The organism is Bacteroidota bacterium, from assembly GCA_018266755.1.
Lineage (GTDB): Bacteria > Bacteroidota > Ignavibacteria > Palsa-1295 > Palsa-1295 > JAFDZW01.
In genome coordinates this window covers 37,936-57,942 of the sequence record JAFDZW010000011.1, presented here as the reverse complement: position 1 = coordinate 57,942, position 20,007 = coordinate 37,936, and the positions used below count along the sequence as shown (strand labels likewise).

Below are 20,007 nucleotides of genomic sequence, written 5' to 3'. Positions count from 1 at the left end.
CATGTTGAACGGGGATATCCTGAGAAAAATCGAGCATGCACGTACGATTACCGACCCAAATGCGCCGGCCGGGTATGCGGGGTATGAGAACATCGGGGAGCTGATGTTCAAGCGTGCGCGCGATTACGATACGAAGCCGTACCTTATCTATTACGATATCGATGGCAACCGCCGCGAGGACAATTATAAGGATTTCTTCATGCTCGCCTCGATGTGCGCCGACATGATGCGCACGCATGGTGTGCGCCGCGGCGACCGCATCGCAACCATCGCACATAATCATGCCGATACTGTCGTGCATTACTATGCGGCGTGGCTCATGGGCGTGTGTGTCGTGCCGGTGAGTCTTTCGGAAGACGACGGACGTATCTCATATATCCTCCAGAATAGCGGTGTAAAGCTCGCATTCATTCGAAATGAGTATGTAGAGCGTGTCGCTCCGATCATCGCCGAAGCGACGAATGTGGTCGTGACGATGGTCTGCGGCAGTATGTCCCCGAAGGATCTGCCGAAGGGTTTCTATTCGTACGAGGATGAACTTGCAACGGCAGAATCAATCTTTCGCTCCGAGGAGGCAGTGACGAAGGATGACGAGGCGCTGATCGTCTATACCAGCGGTACGACTGGCAATCCGAAAGGTGTCGTGCTGACGCAGTATAACTTGCTCATCGATGCCAAAGGCATTAGCGAATGGCATGGCATCACCAACTCGCAGCGCATGATGTGTGTGCTGCCGATCCACCACGTCAATGGTACGATCGTGACGCTCGTCACGCCGATGTACGCCGGAGCGACGGTGGTATTGAACCAGAAATTCCAATCGGAGCAATTCTTCCCACGAATCGAATCGGAGAAGGTGAACGTCGTGAGCGTCGTGCCGACGCTGTTGGCATTCCTCATCGAATACTACCGCGCCAATCCGCAGTTGGGCATCCCGGCTCCTTCTGGCTTCCGACATATCATCTGCGGTGCGGGTCCGCTCACGGTCGAACTCGGGCAGCAGTTCGAGGATCTGTTCTCTATCCCGATCGTGCACGGGTACGGCCTTTCGGAAACGACGTGTTACTCGTGCTACCTCCCGACGTCGCTCGGTGCGGATGAGCACACGCATTGGATGCGCGACTTCGGCTTCCCGTCAATTGGGCAGGCCATTCCACAGAACGAGATGATGATCGCCGATGAGAATGGGAATGAACTCGCGCCCGGCGAACGCGGCGAGATCGCCATTCGCGGGTTTAACGTGATGAAGTATTACTACAACAACGACGAGGCCAACGCAAGCACGTTTTCGTACGGCTGGTTTCGCTCTGGTGATGAAGGATTCTATCAGCTCGATGCGGAAGGGAAGAAGTACTTCTTCATTACCGGCCGTCTGAAAGAACTTATCATTCGCGGCGGAGTAAATCTCTCTCCGCTGGAGATCGACGAGGTCATCGGCCGGTGTCCGGGCGTGAAGGCGGGCATCGCCGTCGGCTTCGAGAATGATTTTTACGGCGAGGAGGTCGGTGCGTATGTACAGCGAGCGGACGGATCGGAGGTGAGCGAATCCGAGATCATTACCTTCTGCAAAGAACACCTCCCTTTTTCCAAGGCTCCGAAGGTGGTGATCTTCGGTGAAGAGCTGCCTGTGACAAGCACGGGGAAGTACCAACGTAACAAATGTAAACATCTCTTCGCTGAGTGGAGGGCCGTGCAGTTTCGCAAGGAGAGAAAATAGAGACCCGTACCAACTTCAGCCGGGTCTAACCACAGAGGTACACAGAGGGCACACAGAGTATCACAGAGCATTATTTCTACGAACGAACTCACGCACAAGATCATCGGATGCGCAATGAAAGTACATTCTGCATTGGGACCGGGCCTGCTCGAAAGCGCATATCAAGAATGCTTACTGTTCGAGCTACGGCAGGAGGGATTGTTCGTAGAAAAGGAGCGAGCGTTCCCGTTAGTGTATCACGATGTGAAATTAGATTGTGGATACCGCATCGATTTGCTTGTTGAAAATCAGGTTGTAGTCGAGATCAAAGCTGTGGAGGGGTTGACGGATGTCCACACAGCGCAAGTTCTAACATACCTCAAGCTCTCAAAATGCAGAGTGGGCTTGCTTATCAATTTCAATGTGGCCCACCTTAAGGAAGGGCTGAGGCGTTTTGCACTTTGAATTTCTCTGTGTTACTCTGTGTGCCCTCTGTGTACCTCTGTGGTTAATAATTTGCTCGCTTCGCTCAAAGTATCTTATTTTTGAATCAAAGAGCATGACCGAGCACCACGATATTATCGCGCGCACCGAGGAGTTCGTTTTCGATCTCTTCAAGCACAAGCTGCCGGACTACCTCGTCTACCACACCTACGCTCATTCCGAGTCCGTCACCAAGACGGCTCGCAAGCTGGCGCAGGATACGGAGTTGGGCGAGGAAGGAGTGGAGGTCGTCATGCTTGCGTCGTTGTTGCACGACACGGGGTACACGGAGCTGTACAAAGGTCACGAAGAAATCAGTGTTCGGATTGCTGCCGAGTACTTACGTTCGCAGGCATACGCGCAGGAGAAGATCGAAGTCGTTCTCGGCTGCATCCGTGCAACACGGATCCCGCAATCTCCACGTAATATTCTCGAAGAGATTGTTGCCGACGCCGACCTGGCATCGCTTGGCAAGAAAAGCTTCTTCGAGCAGAGCGAGCTCCTGCGCATCGAATGGGAACGCGCACAGGGTCGCCACTATACCGATGAAGAGTGGCTGGAGCAGAATATCGATCTCCTCTCGAAGCACACCTTCTTTACCCGTGCGGCGCAAGAACGATATGCGCCCAGACAAGCGGAGAATCTCAGGAGACTCTACAAACAGAAGACGGAATCCGCACCACCGACAGTCAGTGAATCCGCCCCTGAGTCTGCGGCGCCCATCCAGTCTGCCGCACCTCTACAATCGCCGGACCTTTCGCTCCTGATGCTTATGACGGACAAAAGTGTCCGTCTGATCGAGCTTGCCAACCGAAGGGCTCAATTTTTCCTCGTTGCGAATATTGTGTTGCTGCTCGTACTCGCGAACGATGCATTACGTGTAGGGCATACGTCTATCTTCGGAAAACCGTATATCCTGTTCGCTCCTTGTTTCTTGCTATCGTTGTTCGCCAGCATTCGGTCACTCTCGTATCGTGTTACCGACCATAGCGGTCAGCTCACAGCCGAACGTTTACACACCGAGCTTGACGAACTCGGACACTCCGCCGAACGCAAAGAAGCTACGAACCAATGGGTGACTCTCTGGTTCGTGCTTGGTATTGTGGTCGGAGTAATTACACACCTGCTCGTGTGGTTCTATCCGCAAACGATGCGCTACTAAAGATTGGGGATGGGAACAACATCCCTCGCTGTCGCTTTACATACGCATAATACTTCACTAATCGTATAGTAATGTCATTCGGCTATTTTGCCGGCTTATGACATTCTCGATCGAACCACTCAATTCAATGCCGGCGTCGCAAAAGACGATTAACCGCGAGATTAGCTGGCTGCAGTTCAACGAACGCGTCCTGCAAGAAGCCGCCGATCCGCGTAACCCACTATTCGAGCGGATCAAATTTCTCGCAATCTATTCGTCGAATCTCGACGAGTTCTTCCGCGTGCGGGTGGCATCGCTTCGGAGCCTGCTCAATAGCAAGAAAGCGGCAAAGAGCGGACTGGACCTCGAACCGGAAAAGCTGCTGAAGAAGATTCATAAGATCGTTCGCGCGCAACAGGAAATCTTTGGCAAGATATTTCAAACGAAGATCGTCCCGGGACTGCACAAGCATCGCATTTATCTCGTCAACGAAACACAGTTAACGCCAACCCAGAACGAACAGGTGCGGGCCTATTTCCGTGAAACGGTATTGCCGACCCTCGACCCGGTCTTTCTCAATAATCCAGCGCTGCAACCGTTTCTGAAGAATCGCTCGCTCTATTTTGTGATCGAGTTGGCGACTCGGGCTGACGGAAATTATCCGAATGCCGGAGACGTGCAATTTGCGATTCTCGAGATCCCAACCGATAAACTCCCACGGTTTTATACGCTCCCGAACGACGGCAAGGATACGCATATCCTGTTCATCGACGATGTGATCCGTGTGTCGCTCAAAGAAATGTTTCCTCGGCACGATGTACTCGGTGCGTATTCGTTCAAGCTCACCCGCGACGCGGAATTGCACATCGAAGATGAATTCCAGGGTGACCTTCTCGCAATGATTAAAGAGAGTTTGGGAAGTCGAAGGAAGGGCGTGCCGTCGCGATTTCTATACGATCCGGCGATGCCACAGGATGCAATACGCTACCTTGCTAAGAAATTCAAGCTCACTGAGGACGATCTGATTCCCGGCGGTCGGTATCACAACTTCAGCGATCTGATGAGTTTCCCGAACCCAGGGATCGCATCGCTCGAAAACAAACCGCTGCCGACACTCGCGTGTACCGAGTTTGCCGATGCCACAACGATTGTTTCTGCGATCGAATCGCGCGATGTACTCGTAACCTATCCGTACCAGTCGTATGAGTATGTCGTTCGGTTCATTCGCGAAGCCGCGGCAGATGCATCTGTGATTGCGGTGAAGATCACATTATATCGCGTTGCGAATAACTCCGAAGTGGTCGAGGCATTGAAGGAATGCGCAAAAGCCGGTAAAGAAGTGACGGCGTTCGTCGAGATCAAAGCCCGATTCGACGAGGAGCGGAATCTCTTCTGGGCCGGCGAGCTCGAACGCGGCGGCGTTCGGGTCCTCTATAGCTTTCCTGGGCTGAAAGTACACGGGAAGATGTGTATTGTCACGCGTATGATCGCAGGAGAAAAGAAACGCTATTGCTATCTTGCAACCGGCAACTTCAACGAGAAGACAGCGAAACTCTACGGTGATTTCGGTTTCTTCACGACCGACCCGCGCATTACGAAAGAAGTAAAAGAGGTCTTTCAAATCCTTGGCCGCAAGGAGCGCTCGACCGATTTCGACCATCTGCTCGTATCGCCGTTCACGATGCGCAAGCAATTAACGAAGTTCATCGATAAGGAGATTAAGAACGTCAAAGAGGGCGGGAAGGGACGTATCCTTCTGAAGCTCAATTCGCTTGAGGATGAGGAGATGATCGCGAAGCTCTACGAAGCGAGTACGGCCGGGGTGAAGGTGCAGCTCATCATTCGCGGTGTGTGCTGTGCGGTCGTTGGAGCATCGCCCTATAGCACAAATATTCGTGGGATTAGTATCGTCGATCGATATCTTGAACACGCACGTGTGTACTATTTCTACAACGGCGGTAACGAACGGCTCTATTTGTCGAGTGCGGATTGGATGACTCGTAACCTCTCCCATCGTATCGAAGTCGGCTTCCCCGTCTATGACGAGCGAATCCGAGAGCAGATCCGTGCGTTACTGGACCTGCAACTTCGCGACAACGTCAAGGCACGTGTGCTGACGAAAGGCAAGATGAATCGCTATAAGAGTACCCGTGCCGATACGCCGAAGGTGCAGTCACAGATCGAGATCCACAAGCTTCTGCGAACGAAGCACAAACCGCTTTGAATTGAGCACAACGCATTCCCACGCAAGCAGACCCGCCTCGTTGATTACCGGTGTTGTTCTGTTGTTGACCAGCGTGCTATCCTTCGGCACGGCACAGGCGGCCGATTCAACCGCGACACATCGCAGCTTCTTCGCAACGATCGGGAGCGACATCGCGGTCGTCTGGAGCGATGTAGGTCCGTACTTCACCGCACCATTGCATTACGATGGGACTGACTGGCGCAATACGGCGATCGTCGTTGGCGGGACGGGCGTGCTCATGCCCCTCGACAGCGCAGGCCGACATGCTTCGCTGACCTCCTCGCAAAGTGCGTCCATGCAGGACTTCATGAACCTTGCAACACATTATGGCGATATTTACGCCATTGGCGGTGCATGTGCAGTGACGTATCTCGGTGGGTTGGCATTCGGCTCGGAAGACCTTCGGGTGACCGGGCGGGAATTGATCGAGACGCTTGCGCTCGCCGGCGTGACTACAACAGTGGTCAAATACGCACTCGGCCGCTCGCGCCCGTTTACCGGCGATGGCTCGTACTCATTTCACCCGTTCTCGTTCAACGATGCGCGGTTCTCGATGCCGAGCGGACATACGACGGTAGCGTTCGCGATTTCCTCGGTACTTGCAGCGCGGATCGACCACCCAATTGCGACGGTGTTGCTCTATGGCGCTGCTGCTACGACGGCATTTTCACGGATGTATCATGACAAGCATTGGCTATCCGACACGTTTCTCGGCGCCGCGATTGCAACGACAACAGGATTGTGGGTTGTACATCGCGACGAGAGGCGGAAGAATAACGAAGCGAGTCATCCGCTCGACCAGTCCGGTCTCGAGATTACCCCAAGCCTTGGCGGTTTGAGCCTGAGCTATCATTTTTAATACTGTGGAAGTTCGCTTCCTGTAAAAAAACAGTCAGGCCGGGGTGTCCCAACCTGACTGTTGTCATTTAAATACGTAACTCGTTACGAGGTGGTCTTCGTATCCTTACGCTCGTTCTGCGTCATGACGGCGTCGATGAGGTGATAATCCTTCGCTTCGTCCGGCGACATGTAGTTATCACGGTCGCAGTCGATCATGATCTGGTCCGTCGGCTTTCCGGTATGTTTCGAGTAGATCGCATAGAGTTCGTTGCGGACACGGAGCATCTCCTTCGTGTAGATCTCGATGTCGCGTGCCTGACCCTGCGTTCCGCCGAGCGGCTGGTGGATCATGATGCGCGAATGCGGGAGCGCCGAACGCTTGCCGGCCGTACCGCCTGCGAGCAGGATCGATGCCATCGATGCCGCCATGCCCATGCAGATCGTCGCGCAGTCCGGCTTGATGTACTGCATCGTATCGTAGATCGCCAGCCCTGCCGAGACCGAGCCGCCGGGCGAGTTGATGTAGATGTTGATGTCCTTGTCCGGATCTTCGGATTCGAGGAACAGCAACTGCGCAATGATCAGGCTCGAGACCGTATCGTCGATCGGTGTGCCGATGAAGACGATGCGCTCTTTGAGCAACCGAGAAAAGATATCATATGCTCGCTCGCCACGCGACGTTTGCTCGACGACCATCGGCACCAAGGCTGCGGAGATCGGGCTCGCCTCGTAGAGGCTTGTCAGCTTGTTATAGTCAAATGGTACTTTCATGAAATAGGAATATTATACAAATCTTCTGGGTATACTACCGTCTAAGATACGGAGTTTCAAGCCCTTCTACTGGGCAGACGTTTCAACGAATTTTCTATTGTAACAGTGCGGGGTGTGGGGCCCGGTGGGCGACAGCTGTTTTTGTAAGGTTTCCCCTGTCCAGAACGTCTTTCTTGAATATTGTATGGCAATCAATACCTGAAGTGCCAGACAGGCTCGTATATTTGAGCTCATCATCATCATCCCCATGGTTAAGAGGCTGATCATTATAACCGCGATTCTCTTCATTGCGGCCGGTTCGCTTTCTGCACAGAGCTTTACGGTCTTCGGACTGGATGCGTCTGCATTTCCAACAATGAAGGCGAAATTCTACGCCTTCGATGCAAGCGGCCAGCAGCAGTCACCATCTTCGTCAGATCTTACAGTGACCGAGAACGGCACGCTGCGCCAAGGAGTCTTGATCGACTGCCCATCACATCAACCGATCCCGCGTGTCTCGCTTGCGATGAGTCTCGATGTTTCCGGGTCGATGGGATATAGTAATTTCGTGGAGCGCCCGGTCGATCTTGGGAAGAGCACGATGGAAACTCTCGTGCCGATGATTGACGACCCGGCTTCGGAGTTTGCCCTGCAAACGTGCAACGATCACGCGCTGATTATTCAGGACTTTACCACGAATCGCGCGAAGATCCTCACGGAGATCAGTACGCTGGATGCTGGCGGAGGTAACGATTTTGTCGAACATCTGCTCAATCCGCGGACTGGAATCCTCAATATCGCAAAATCGGGGAAGTACAAGCGCGTCGCCGTTCTCTATACCGATGCATGGTGGGATGCGTTGTCGGACGTAGAGCTACAGCAATGCATCGATACATGCACTAAGTATTCCATAGAATTCTTCGCGATCATTTACAGCCGTCCAGAGGCGGAGCCGGACGGGATCAAGTCTTCGCTTCGGGCATTAGCGACGGCGACGGGTGGACAATTATTCGACGGGATCGATAGCAAGCAAGCCGCATTAGATGTTGCCACTTCGGTCGATCAATCGGCACAAGGTGCTTCTCCTTGTTTAATCCAATGGGAAAGTAAGCCCGAGTGTTCTGCGGGTATGACAACCGTTGCCTTCAATTGGCGAGGGCAGTCAGTGCAAATCGACTATCAACTTCCTTCCAGTGATGTTGCTGAACTAATGTGTTCCCCCTCGCTGGTCTCGATCTTGCCAACACAAGTCAATGTGCCTTCGAGTACGACAATGACCGTTCGGGCGGATCATGCATCATTCACCGTTACCGGTATTACGAGTTCGAACCCACGATTCGATATTAATCCCAAATCATTCGTGCTTGCCGATGGTGAGAGCAAAACACTCACCATCACGTACACCCCGCAGGATAGCGATTACAGTTGGTCTGAGTTTGACCTGCATACCGATTTCTGTGACGCAACCTGCAGCGCGAGTGCGAGTTTCTCAGGATATCACTCCACTACACGAACGCTGGCGCTCCTGAAGCCAAACGGAGGGGAAGTCTTTGAGGCAGGCATTGATACGCCGATCGTCTGGCGCGGTATTGATACCAGTATGACGGTCAGTCTCGCATTGAGTACCGACGCCGGTGCCACGTGGTCTGCAATCACGAATGCGACGACCGGAGGACAGTATGCGTGGCATGTGCCCAACACAACCAGCAACCGTTGCTTGGTGAGGGTTGCGCAGAACAGTCCTGGCGCTTCGGATGGTTGGGTGATCGGTGCTGGCGGGACCGGGATAGTGGACCCAGCCGCCACTATTGCAGATTCATCCGGGAATATCTATGTGGTAGGGAGCTTTCAAGGCAGCATCGATTTTGGAGGGACTTCGTTGACCTCGCAGAATTCCGGATCCGCCGACGGCTTTATTGCGAAGTATCGACCGGACGGGTATCTGACGTGGGTGAAGGGCATCGGAGGGTCATACATCGATGAGGTGCATTCGATCACGATTGATCATGCCGGCTATCTTTGCGTCGCGGGAATATTTTCAGGTGTGGTCGACTTTGGAGGAGTCAGCCTAACCGGGCAGGGTGGAAGGAGCGCCTTTGTCGCGACTTATGATCCGAACGGAAGCCTTGTCTGGGTCAAGGATGCAGTTGACGCCATATCGAATAGCGACGTTGAGGCCAATGGTGTCGCTGTCGATGCCGCCGATAATGTGTACATAACCGGATTGTATACCGATGTTACCGACTTCGGAGGAATCAAGCTGTCATCGGCGGGTCAGGAGGACATGTTCGTCGCGAAATACAGTTCCAAAGGTACCCTCCTGTGGGTAAAAGGTGCCGGTGGCATCGAGAAGGACTTTGGCAAAAAAATCGCGGTCGATAACGCAGGTAACTGTTATGTCACGGGCAGCTTTTCTTGGCATTGTGATTTCGGCATCACCACCTTGTATGCAGATCTTTCCGTACGGGACGCATGGGACCTCTTCATCGCGAAGTATCATTCCGATGGAAGTATCGAATGGGTAAAGCGTGCAGGGGGTCCCGATATGGACATCGGCGAAGATATTGGGCTCGACAATTCCGGCAATGCATACATCACCGGCTACACCTACGGGCCTAGCAGCTTTGATAGCTTCAACCTTATAGGGAAAAGCTTTAATGTTTTTCTTGCCAAGTATGCGCCGGATGGGACAGTCAAGTGGGTTGGCAGCAGTACAAGCGGAGGTGGGGAAGCGGCCGATGTTGTTGTTACTCCTTCGGGGGCGGCGTACGTGACGGGGAGTCTCATTTCTGATCTGGTTTTCGGTGGCACAACATTGAAACGAACAGGGTTAGACGATGCCTTCGTGGTAAAATTTGCGTCCGATGGATCTCCTGAATGGGCCAAGAAAGCCGGTGGAGCGGGAGACGCCGATGGTTCAGCACTCTGTGTGGATCCTCACGGGCAGCTATATGTCGCGGGTCTCTTTTTCGGCCGGGCAGGTTTTGACTCGGATACGCTCACCAGCGTCGGCCAGAACGGCAATATGTTCATCTGGAAGATGGGCACGCAAGGGGGGGTGCAAGCCGATACATCTGACGCGGTCTTCTCCATCGTGCAACCACAACCTGCTAGCCAGGATGTGGATATGGGTACTGTGATCGTTCCACAAAGCAGAGATTCCGTCGTTCAGACGTTCATTCGCAATGTGGGTTCGTATCCCGTACGTGTCGATTCGATGGCGATCGTTGGCGCCAGTGCATCGCAGTTTGTGATCGCCTCCGGGTTGCCGCCGTTTGTTGTGCCGGCGGGCGGAGCCCAGCGCGTCGAATTCCATTTTGCACCGACATCGGTGGGTACGAAGACTGCCCGTATCCTAATCTTTACGCAGTCCGGTACGCTCACGCAAACGATCACGGGCACCGGCATTCAACCGACGGTTTCCTCCGTCGGTACGGTGATCGACTTCGGACAACTCAAAGTCGGTGACTACAAGGATACGACGATCGCTGTTGCGATACGAAACGTCGGAAGCACATCCATCGACTTCACGGGCATCTCGCAACTCGGTCCGGATCTGAAACAGTTTTCCGTAGTGTCGGGCGGTCCGCCATTCACGCTTGCGAGCGGTGCGTCGCAGACTGTCACGCTTCGGTTCACTCCAAAATATATCGGAAGAGCATCCGGCAGGATAGGCTTTGAGTATTCCGGGGTCGGCTCGCCTGCTGTACTCACGACATTCGGCCAGGGTCTCGGGGGGCGTGTTCGAATACCGGACGACTCAGGGTACCCCGGCGATCATCGTGTCGTGCCGATGATCCTCGAGAATGTCCCCGTCTCCTCGCTGCAATCGGTTGCGACAAATTTTCAGGCACGTGTCCTCTACGACGCATCCGTGCTGTTCCCGACAAGCGGTACCGTAAAGCATGGCACCCGGTTCGATACGCTCGATATCACCGGTTCGATCGGCGCGGATTCCGTACTGGCTCGCATCCCGTTCGTTGCGATGCTTGGCGAGAGTTCGCAAAGTCCGATGAGCGTCGTCAACTTCGCATGGCTCGACGACAGTGGGCAGCCGGCTGACTACGACGTAGAGTCCGAGAGTGGAACATTCGACGTGCTGGGGTTATGTACGTCAGGAGGAACACGCCTATTTGATCCGAACGGCGTCGTACAGATCGCACGCGTGAGCCCGAATCCATCGGAGAAGATCTCGCAGATTGATATTCAGACGATCGAGAACGGACGTACAGTTCTTCGCATCACTGACCTGCTCGGCAGTCCCGTTACAACGATCTTCGATGGCGAGCTCAAACCGGGCACTCACACATTCCAAATCAATACTGCCGGATTGTCAGCGGGTAGTTACTATCTCACACTAACCACACCGACCGTGCAGCGGCTGCAACGGATCGATATCGTTAAGTAATCTCGATGCGACCGATACTCATCGTGCTCTTGCTTGTCGTCGGTGCGAATCTTTTTGCACAAGAGCGTCCTGCGTTCGGAGTGTACGGAGATTTCTCCGATAACATTCATAGCGCAGATTTCCAGCATTTGCCGGGTGTCCCGAGCTGCTGCCCTCGGTATGAAACGGGGACCGGCCCGGGGATCGCAGCCGGTGTGCTGTACAGCTTGCCGGTTGCAACTGATCTGATGATGCAGTTTCGGCTCGGATTTCAATCGATCGGTGCGACACTTTCCGAAACGGAATTCACGACTGTATATCACAACAGTGCGCCGGTGCAAGGCGCGTTTACTCATACACTCGATGCATCGATCTCGACGCTGGGGCTTGAACCGATCGTAGGATGGAAAGTGCTCGGTAAGTTACAGTTGCATCTCGGCATGCACGCCGCGTTGCTGCTTGCAAAATCGTACACACAACAGGAGCAGATCACCCAACCGGACGGCAGCGGTACCTTCCTCGATTCGCTCGGCAACGACTCGCACAGCCGTATTCGCAATCAGTCCAGCGGTACGATCCCGAATGCATCTGCATTCCAAGCCGCGCTCATTACAGGCATCTCGTACTCACTTCCACTAAACGAGCAGCGCACGATGGAACTCCATCCGGAGCTTATGTACTCATACGGAGTAACAAACATCGCGACGAGCCTACAATGGAAAGCAAACTCGGTCCGGGCAGGGGTTGTCCTGCTGTTTTCGCCGTTGCACACCCCGGAGCATGTACCGGTACCTCCGAAGGAAGAACGAGAGAAGTAAGTGTAGGGTAATGCACGAATAAAAAAAGACGGACAACATGTCCGTCTTTTTTTTCATCGACGATTCGGATGGAAGTCGTTGTTATGCCGCCGTGTCGACTGGCTTCTGATTAATCACGAACTGCGTCCGCAGGTGCTCGACGAGCTTCTCGCTCCGTACGCGTTCTTTGACCTCCTCGTTCGAGAGGTAATACTTCTCCAGATTTTCCGGCGGAATGCCGTACTGTTCGGCATCCTTCGCTGCGAGCGCTTTGATATCTTCCTCGGTTGCTTCGAGTCCCATCGCCTCGACAAGCTTTTCACGCAACAAGAGCCACTTTGCACGCGTCTCTGCGTTGTTCCAGGCTGTCTTGCGGAATTCCTCCTCGTCGATGCCGTAGTTTTCCGGGTAGCCTCGTCGCACGTTCTCTTCACGAGCCTCTTTCATCATCGAATCGATGATGGCATAGGTGTACGTGCGCGGCACCTGAAAATCGTGTTTCCCAAGAAGCGACGCAACCATGTTCGATTCCAACGCTTCTTGCGAGCGGCGCTGCACGTTCGCTTCGAGCTCATCGCGGACGAGCTTGCGGACCTCATCCTCGTTGGTTGCCTTGTCACGGCTGATCTTCTTGCAGAAGTCTTCGTCGACTGTCGGGAGCGTCACCTTCTCGACGCCTTCGACGGTGATCGAAACAGGAGACTTTTTCGTCTCGCCGCCGATCGTCTGCGGCAGTTCGATCTCGAATGTATCGCCGAGCGACTTGCCAATCAGTGCATCGCGAAGCTCCGGCACGATCTGCGGATCCTGCAGATACACAGCCGTGTGTTCGTTCTTCGGTCCGTCGGGGTTGGTGTTATCGGTGAAGTGCAGGTTCACGATCGACTCCGCATCCTCGATCTTCGTTGCAGGGGTCTTCTCCGAGTAATTGAATCGCAGGTAGTGGACGCGCTCTTCGACATCCTTGTCGGTGACCGTGTAGATCGGCTGCTCGACGTCGGTGCCTTCGTAACTGGCGAGCGTGATCTCGGGGCGAACTTCGTAGCTGATCTTGAAGTGCGCGCCTTCTCCGCTGTGGCGGTGAAGATCGGTCATCACGGGTGTACCGATCGGCTCGAGCTTCTGTTCTTCGACGATCTCTTTGAATTTTTCCTGTGCCAGCTTTTCGAGAGCATCGCCCTCGACGGCATCGCCATGCATCTTTTTGATCAAAGAGATCGGGGCTTTCCCCGCACGGAAGCCCGGAAGCGTCATCCGGGGCCGTATGGCGGCATACGCTGAGTCGAATGCAGCATTGAGTTCATCTTCGCCGACGAAGATCTCGAGCTCGCGAAGCACTTGTGAGCGCTTATGAATTGTTGTTTCCACGTTATATTTCAATAAGTTACGTGCCGGAGACAGGACTTGAACCTGCACACATCGCTGTACCAGATCCTAAGTCTGGCGCGTCTGCCAATTTCGCCACTCCGGCAGGAATTGGGAGTCGTAGAACAGCCATCGGGGGCTGAATGTTCTATGGCACCATGCCAAAGAAGCTGAGTTCTTCGGCACAAGAATTGCTGTGATTATCTCATACGTCAAGGTGTTCATTTTAGGTTACGTCATTGTGTGTCGATACGAATGATTAGCGCAGAAGGATAACGAATCGATGGTTGGATCATATCGGATTATATATCAGAGAGTTGCACTGTTGATTGTCCCCACAGTACTCTATTTCCTCAACCCTGGAACAGTCCGTTCGCAATGGGTATCGGACTCTACTAAGAACACCCCGGTCTGTACCGCGTCTGGCATCCAACAGAACCCAAAGGCTTGCTCGGATGGGAACGATGGGATTATCATCACCTGGGAGGACTTTCGGTCGAATCACTGGGATGTGTATGCCCAGAAACTCGATCGCTACGGTAATGCACAATGGACAAAAGATGGTGTCCTCGTCTGCAACACAACGACAGCCAAGAATCTGCCGGTCATTGCGACCGACGGAAATGGCGGGGCGTACATCGTCTGGAAAGATCAACGCCGTGGCGGTGGTATGATCGATTTGTATGGGCAGCATGTGAACTCCGATGGTTCGCTTGGCTATGGTTCGAAAGGAGTCGCAGTGGATTCCGTACCGAACTCACCGTCGTCTGCAACGTCCCCGAATAATGCTGTGATCTGCGAAGACGGCAGCGGGGGGGCGTATGTGATGTGGGAAGATAATCGCTCGGCAATTTCGTCCAATTCGCGGCCCGATATCTATGGTAACCGACTTACCTCTGGCGGTGCCTCGTGGGGCAAGAGCGGCCAGGCAGTGATCTCGCTTTCGGCATCGCAGACCACGCCGCGGATTGTTCCTGATGGCAGTGGTGGGTGCTACCTGGCTTGGGTTTCTTCCGGGTTGCCGTCGGCGATCCTCATCACAAGAATCAACGCGTTCGGTTCGTCGTCGTGGAATGGCGCCAATGGCATTGCGGTCTATAGCGGAGCGAAGGGGACAGAAGATGCATCCCGGAATCCGAATCTCACCAGAGATGGCAATCAGGTGATGATTACCTGGGAAACCAAGAATTCAATCAATACATCGAAAGGCTGGAACGTCTACGCTCAGCGCTTTAAGAACGATGGGACACGTGCGTGGGGGACTGCAACGACGGCATTTGAGATCTCGACCGATTACTTCGGCGATCAGACCAATCCCTCGATCTTCAGCGACGACTCGTTCATGGTGTCGAGCGGCTATGCCGGCGTAATGGTCGTTTTCCAGAGTGATGTGTCCAAGAATTCCATTGTCATGACACGCGGATGGGGAGATGGCATCAACTACACTCCTGCCGCGCCGAATCAGATGTACACCGTCTGTTACCAACTCGATGCCAATGGCAATTCTGTCGATCAGTATGACCCGGTTGCTGTAAAGGTTGGGACGGGGCAAGTACTAGCCGCATGGCTTGATAACCGTCTCAGCGGTTCATCGACAGTTACCTCTATCTACGCACAACGACTTGATAAAACGCCGAAACGCTTTCTCGGGCCTTCACCGGCAACGTCGAGTTGGGGTGTCCCCATATCGAATCGGACAAATTCAAACGCCGACGAGTTGGTGCTGATCCCGCGCAGTAACGGTGCGATTGCCGTCTGGCGTGACAATCGCAACGGGACGAACAATCAGGACATTTATGCACAAGTGATTTTCATCGACGGTTCGCTGCCGATCGAGCTTGCATCGTTCGATCTTCACCCGACCGCTGACAATCGCGTCCTGCTCCAGTGGGAGACCGAGTCCGAACGGCAGAACGCCGGCTTCGAGATCGAACGCCGTCGAGTCGATGGCACGAGCGATGCGAACAGTTTCGAGGTAGTGGCATCCTACCGGAGCGATGCGCAACTCCTCGGTCACGGCGACGCGAGCGGAGCATCGTCGTACAGTTATGTCGATGCGCCAGGAGCGATGGGAATCTATGAATACCGGCTTGTGGACGTGACGCTCGACGGCGAACGTAAGATGCACGAGCCCAAGCGAATTGAGCTTTCGAGCGTTTCGCAAATTTCAAACGGCATCGGCCAGGCAGTTCCGAACCCGTTCACCACCCAGACGATGTTGCCGCTGCAGTTGGGCGCACAATCACTTGTGAGTGTGCGCATCAGCGATGTGCTTGGTCGCGTGATCGCTACTCCGTACGATAATGTCCCGATGAGTGCGGGTGACCATCGGTTGAACATCAGTGCCGAGGGCCTTGCAGGCAGTGGCTCGTACTATGTAAGCGTGATCGTGCGCGATGCGAATACCGGCGGGATTGTCTGGACCTCGCCAAAAGCAATGACACTCCAGCTCGTTCGCTAATACAGAGTTATTCAAAGTAAAACGGGGCTGGATCCGACGGATCCAGCCCCGTTTGTATTTCAATACCAATGGTTGCTTATGCAGCGAGCGCCTGTGTCACCTTCGCGGCCGCATCTTTAAGGCCGTGTGCGACGAGGAAATTCAGCCCGCTGTCCTCGAGGATCTTGCCGGCTTCGATGGCATTGGTCCCTTCGAGACGAACGACGATCGGCACGTGCGGTTTCACACGGTTCGAGGCCTCGACGACGCCGTTCGCAACGCGGTCGCAACGGACGATACCACCGAAGATATTGATCAAAATTGCCTTCACGTTCGGGTCGCTCAGGATGATACGGAAGCCGTTGGCAACCGTCTCGGCATTGGCGCCGCCGCCGACATCGAGGAAGTTCGCCGGGTCGCCGCCTGCGAGTTTGATAATGTCCATCGTTGCCATCGCGAGGCCTGCTCCGTTGACCATACAGCCGACGTTACCGTCAAGCTTGATGTAGTTGAGGTTCGATTTCGACGCTTCGATCTCGAGCGGATCCTCTTCGTCGAGGTCGCGCAGAGCGGCGTAGTCAGGATGACGATAGAGTGCATTGTCATCAAAGTTGACTTTGGCATCGAGTGCGAACATCTGTTGCTCGGCCGTGAGCACGAGCGGGTTGATCTCGAACAGCGATGCATCGGTCTCTTCGTATGCACGATAGAGCGCCTTCAAGAACTTGACGCATTGCTTAAATGCTTCGCCGCTGAGTCCCAGGGCAAATGCCAGGTCGCGGGCTTGGAATTCGCGCAGGCCGACCGCCGGGTTCACGCTCACTTTTACGATCTTCTCCGGAGTCTCCTCGGCGACTTTTTCGATCTCCATACCGCCTTCGGTGGAGACCATGATCGTGTTCTGACCGGTTGCGCGATCGAGCACGATGCCGGCATAGAACTCCTTCTGGATGTTCATGCCCTGCTCGACGAGCAGTCGCTTCACGAGCTTGCCCTCCGGGCCGGTTTGGTGCGTGACGAGCGTCATGCCGAGGATTTGCGAGGCGTACTGACGAACCTCGTCGCGATTCTTTGCGACCTTGACGCCGCCGCCCTTGCCACGTCCACCGGCGTGAATTTGGGCCTTGACAACCGCTACCTGGGTCGGGAGCTTTGCCGCCGCTTCCATTGCTTCTTCAACGCTATAGGCGACATACCCTTCCGGAACCGGGACGCCGTATTTCTTGAGAATTTCTTTGGCTTGATACTCGTGAATTTTCATCGGATATTTCCTGCTTCAATTACTAAGACTACAAAAATACGAAGCAACCGGGGCAGGGGAGGGAGTATCGGGTTTTCGAGGGGCTGACGGCTGCCGCCTTAGTGTGATTCGAGAATCCGGATAATCTCTTTCGTACCAGCGATCAATGCATCTCCGAAGAGCTCTTTTTGCAGTGATCCAATCATTTTATTGTCGATGAGTTGGTTCAAAAGGGTGTCGGTCAATGTGCCTTTCAACCCGTCTCCCGGGACGAACTGAATTTCACCCTTTGTTTTACTGAGCATGATCATCAGCCCTTTGTCCTTTTTCGATTTCCCGATGCCCCAGACGGTTGCAAGGTCCTTTCCATAGCCGCCGAGATCGTGGTATGGCGCGAAGCTTTTGGTTGTGACAATCGCGATCTCGTCACCGGTGAGCTGCTGATGATTTCGGATGATCGTTGTGAGTTCGGCGATTTCGTTGGCGGTGAGCAACTTCTCGTAATCGTTGACCCAACCGATGCGCTGCGGGAAGGTACCCATGCGCTCCTCGGTCGAATCTGCGGTCGAGAGATATGTGCGATCGGTTTGTGCGCGCACCTGCGGCGCGAGGATACCGAGGCCAGCGCACAGAACGCCGAATATCAACAGTCGAATGCTCTTCATCGGATATATGCTAACTATCGTGTAGAGTACGGAGTTCGTGGCGGATTGTTCTATTCTTTCGAGGGCAGTCTAACGAAACACACTGCGTCCGCCATCGACGATCAGAACCTGGCCTGTGATATACGGGGCATCGTATGCGAAGAATACGGCGGCTTTTGCCACATCGTCCGGCGTACCGTAATGACCCATCGGGATCTTCTCTTCGGCTGTCCCGATAATGGATGCTTGTTCGGGGTCGGCGGCGATTGCACCCGGCGCGATCGCATTTACGGTGATCCCCTGCGGTCCGAGCTCGCGGGCCAATGCCTTTGTCAGTGTCACAAGTCCCGCTTTGGACACGTGATAGTCGATTCTCGACTTCCAGATCTCGAACGCTCCGAGCGAGGCAATATTGACGATGGCTCCACCCTGAGGCAGATGCGCTGCCGCTGCTTTCGCGAGCACGAACGGTGCGATCAGGTTCAAGTCGAGTGTAGATTGAAATTGATGCAGGGTCAGGTCGTGCAGCGGGGTTTGCGGTGGGAAGACACCAGCGTTGTTGACCAGCACATCGATACCACCGGCAAGCTTGATGAACCGGCCGACGATCGCTGCGCCATCTTCAATAATATCTCCCTTGATCAGGAATACCTGTTTCGCGCCTCGCTTCAAACACTCCGCTTGTGCGGCCTCGGCCTCCTTCTTCGACGCATGAGCATAATTCAACCCAAGAATTGCTCCGCGTTCGCTGCATGCGTATGCGATATGCAGCCCCATCCGTCGCACGCCGCCGGTGATGAGGACGCGCTTCGAGGACCATGTCGGCGCAGTGTGGTCCCGTTTCATGCCCCCGAGGAAGTAATGTCAAGCATCCGTTGCAACGCAATACGGGCCCAGTGTGCGTCACTTTCTCCGACAACGATTCTGTTGACGATCTCGCCGCGGTCAATATGTTCGAGTATGTTCAACAACGCTTCCGGCGAGATACGGTACATCGTTGCGCATTCGCACGCATAGGGTGCGAGCGTGGTGACAAATTTGTCAGGATTCTCATGTTTGAGTCGGTTGACGAGATGATGTTCCGTCCCAACGGCAAACGAAGAGCCCGGCTTTGCTGCCTCGATCGTCTTGCAGATGTAGGACGTCGAACCGACGAGATCCGCCTTTTGAACAACCTCGAACATGCACTCCGGATGTACGATGACTTGAATGCCGGGATAGAGTGCACGCATGATATCGGGATGCGACGGTTGAAAGTGCTGATGCACGGAACAATGCCCGCGCCAGAGAATCACTTTCGCCTTGTCGATCTGTTTCTTCGTCAGTCCGCCAAGCGGGCCTTGTGTCTGATCGAAGAGCACGATTTCGTCGAGAGGAATACCCATCTGGAAATACGCCGTGTTGCGGCCAAGGTGCTGATCGGGGAAGAAGATGATCTTCTCGAAGCCTTGGCGGAATGCCCATTCGAAGACGAGCTTGTTATTCGAACTTGTCGAGACTGCGCCGCCATGCTCGCCGCAAAATGCTTTGATTGCGGCACTCGAGTTCATATAGGTGATCGGACAGATTTTCTTGGTATCGGTGAGTTCGCCAAGCGCTTCCCACGAATCGAACACTTGCTCTGCTCGAGCCATGTCGCTCATCGAGCAGCCGGCCTTGAGGTCGGGCAACAATACTTTCTGGCTGATCCCGGAAAGAACATCAGCGGTCTCGGCCATGAAGTGCACCCCGCAGAAGATGATATATTCGCGTTCTTTCAGCGACGAAGCATACCGCGCTAGCTCGAAGGAGTCGCCCGTCTTGTCGGCGAATTGAATAATATCGTCGCGTTGGTAGTGATGCCCGAGGACGATCACCTTCTCGCGCAGCGTTGTCTTCAACTCGTGAATGCGTGCAACGACTTCTGCCGATGTCGATTCGCTCGAGAGAAATTCTTCAACCGTTTGACCGACGACCGGTAAGTCTATAGTGGTAGACAT

General features: G+C 54.2%; 14 protein-coding genes and 1 tRNA gene. 8 read left to right on the top strand and 7 right to left on the bottom strand.

What is annotated here, in order from left to right; genetic code table 11:
* Window position 1 precedes the first annotated feature (1 nt).
* The 5 genes from JSS75_14700 to JSS75_14680 all read left to right on the top strand — a co-directional run bounded on the left by JSS75_14700 (window position 2) and on the right by JSS75_14680 (window position 6,424).
* Window positions 2–1,717, top strand: a complete 1,716-nt coding sequence (locus tag JSS75_14700; protein MBS1904951.1) for an acyl--CoA ligase — start codon at window positions 2–4, stop codon at window positions 1,715–1,717.
* A 72-nt stretch (window positions 1,718–1,789) separates the two neighbouring features.
* Complete coding sequence (locus tag JSS75_14695) at window positions 1,790–2,161, top strand: GxxExxY protein (GenBank protein ID MBS1904950.1); 372 nt, start codon at window positions 1,790–1,792, stop codon at window positions 2,159–2,161.
* A 94-nt stretch (window positions 2,162–2,255) separates the two neighbouring features.
* Window positions 2,256–3,341: an HD domain-containing protein gene (locus tag JSS75_14690; protein MBS1904949.1), complete on the top strand. Its 1,086-nt coding sequence runs from the start codon at window positions 2,256–2,258 to the stop codon at window positions 3,339–3,341.
* A 127-nt stretch (window positions 3,342–3,468) separates the two neighbouring features.
* Entirely contained in the window at window positions 3,469–5,544 is a 2,076-nt protein-coding gene (ppk1, locus tag JSS75_14685; protein ID MBS1904948.1) for a polyphosphate kinase 1, read from the top strand.
* Between the two features lies 1 nt (window position 5,545).
* The gene (locus JSS75_14680; protein ID MBS1904947.1) at window positions 5,546–6,424 is read left to right on the top strand and encodes a phosphatase PAP2 family protein; all 879 of its coding nucleotides are present in this window, start codon (window positions 5,546–5,548) and stop codon (window positions 6,422–6,424) included.
* A gap of 83 nt (window positions 6,425–6,507) precedes the next feature.
* On the opposite strand, the gene JSS75_14675 is transcribed toward JSS75_14680, so the two are convergent.
* Window positions 6,508–7,110 carry an ATP-dependent Clp protease proteolytic subunit gene (locus JSS75_14675; protein ID MBS1904946.1) on the bottom strand — a complete coding sequence of 201 codons (603 nt, stop codon included), beginning with the start codon at window positions 7,108–7,110 and terminating at the stop codon, window positions 6,508–6,510.
* A gap of 313 nt (window positions 7,111–7,423) precedes the next feature.
* On the opposite strand from JSS75_14675, the gene JSS75_14670 reads away from it, so the two are divergent.
* Window positions 7,424–11,563, top strand: a complete 4,140-nt coding sequence (locus tag JSS75_14670) for a choice-of-anchor D domain-containing protein (protein ID MBS1904945.1) — start codon at window positions 7,424–7,426, stop codon at window positions 11,561–11,563.
* Window positions 11,564–11,568: 5 nt separating this feature from the next.
* Complete coding sequence (locus JSS75_14665) at window positions 11,569–12,360, top strand: hypothetical protein (protein ID MBS1904944.1); 792 nt, start codon at window positions 11,569–11,571, stop codon at window positions 12,358–12,360.
* 81 nt (window positions 12,361–12,441) lie between these two features.
* On the opposite strand, the gene tig is transcribed toward JSS75_14665, so the two are convergent.
* Entirely contained in the window at window positions 12,442–13,707 is a 1,266-nt protein-coding gene (gene tig / locus JSS75_14660) for a trigger factor (protein MBS1904943.1), read from the bottom strand.
* Window positions 13,708–13,728: 21 nt separating this feature from the next.
* A tRNA-Leu gene (locus JSS75_14655) sits at window positions 13,729–13,810 on the bottom strand.
* Window positions 13,811–14,029: 219 nt separating this feature from the next.
* Between JSS75_14655 and JSS75_14650 the strand changes: the two genes are divergently transcribed.
* Window positions 14,030–16,165: a hypothetical protein gene (locus JSS75_14650; GenBank protein ID MBS1904942.1), complete on the top strand. Its 2,136-nt coding sequence runs from the start codon at window positions 14,030–14,032 to the stop codon at window positions 16,163–16,165.
* Between the two features lie 76 nt (window positions 16,166–16,241).
* On the opposite strand, the gene sucC is transcribed toward JSS75_14650, so the two are convergent.
* The 4 genes from sucC to nadA form a co-directional block, all read right to left on the bottom strand.
* Entirely contained in the window at window positions 16,242–17,405 is a 1,164-nt protein-coding gene (gene sucC, locus JSS75_14645; GenBank protein MBS1904941.1) for an ADP-forming succinate--CoA ligase subunit beta, read from the bottom strand.
* Between the two features lie 98 nt (window positions 17,406–17,503).
* Window positions 17,504–18,049, bottom strand: coding sequence for a TPM domain-containing protein (locus tag JSS75_14640; GenBank protein MBS1904940.1), 546 nt, complete (start codon window positions 18,047–18,049; stop codon window positions 17,504–17,506).
* A gap of 69 nt (window positions 18,050–18,118) precedes the next feature.
* Entirely contained in the window at window positions 18,119–18,874 is a 756-nt protein-coding gene (locus JSS75_14635) for an SDR family oxidoreductase (protein ID MBS1904939.1), read from the bottom strand.
* Window positions 18,871–20,007, bottom strand: coding sequence for a quinolinate synthase NadA (nadA, locus tag JSS75_14630; protein ID MBS1904938.1), 1,137 nt, complete (start codon window positions 20,005–20,007; stop codon window positions 18,871–18,873). The genes JSS75_14635 and nadA overlap by 4 nt, the downstream gene beginning before the upstream one ends.

What these genes read in the sequence shown, in the direction of transcription:
- JSS75_14700 (MBS1904951.1), top strand. Translation starts at nt 2, where the DNA reads ATGTTGAACGGGGATATCCTGAGAAAAATCGAGCATGCACGTACGATT.
- JSS75_14690 (MBS1904949.1), top strand. Translation starts at nt 2,256, where the DNA reads ATGACCGAGCACCACGATATTATCGCGCGCACCGAGGAGTTCGTTTTC.
- ppk1 (MBS1904948.1), top strand. Translation starts at nt 3,469, where the DNA reads ATGCCGGCGTCGCAAAAGACGATTAACCGCGAGATTAGCTGGCTGCAG.
- JSS75_14670 (MBS1904945.1), top strand. Translation starts at nt 7,424, where the DNA reads ATGGTTAAGAGGCTGATCATTATAACCGCGATTCTCTTCATTGCGGCC.
- JSS75_14665 (MBS1904944.1), top strand. Translation starts at nt 11,569, where the DNA reads ATGCGACCGATACTCATCGTGCTCTTGCTTGTCGTCGGTGCGAATCTT.
- sucC (MBS1904941.1), bottom strand. Translation starts at nt 17,405, where the DNA reads ATGAAAATTCACGAGTATCAAGCCAAAGAAATTCTCAAGAAATACGGC.
- JSS75_14640 (MBS1904940.1), bottom strand. Translation starts at nt 18,049, where the DNA reads ATGAAGAGCATTCGACTGTTGATATTCGGCGTTCTGTGCGCTGGCCTC.
- JSS75_14635 (MBS1904939.1), bottom strand. Translation starts at nt 18,874, where the DNA reads ATGAAACGGGACCACACTGCGCCGACATGGTCCTCGAAGCGCGTCCTC.
- nadA (MBS1904938.1), bottom strand. Translation starts at nt 20,007, where the DNA reads ATGTCTACCACTATAGACTTACCGGTCGTCGGTCAAACGGTTGAAGAA.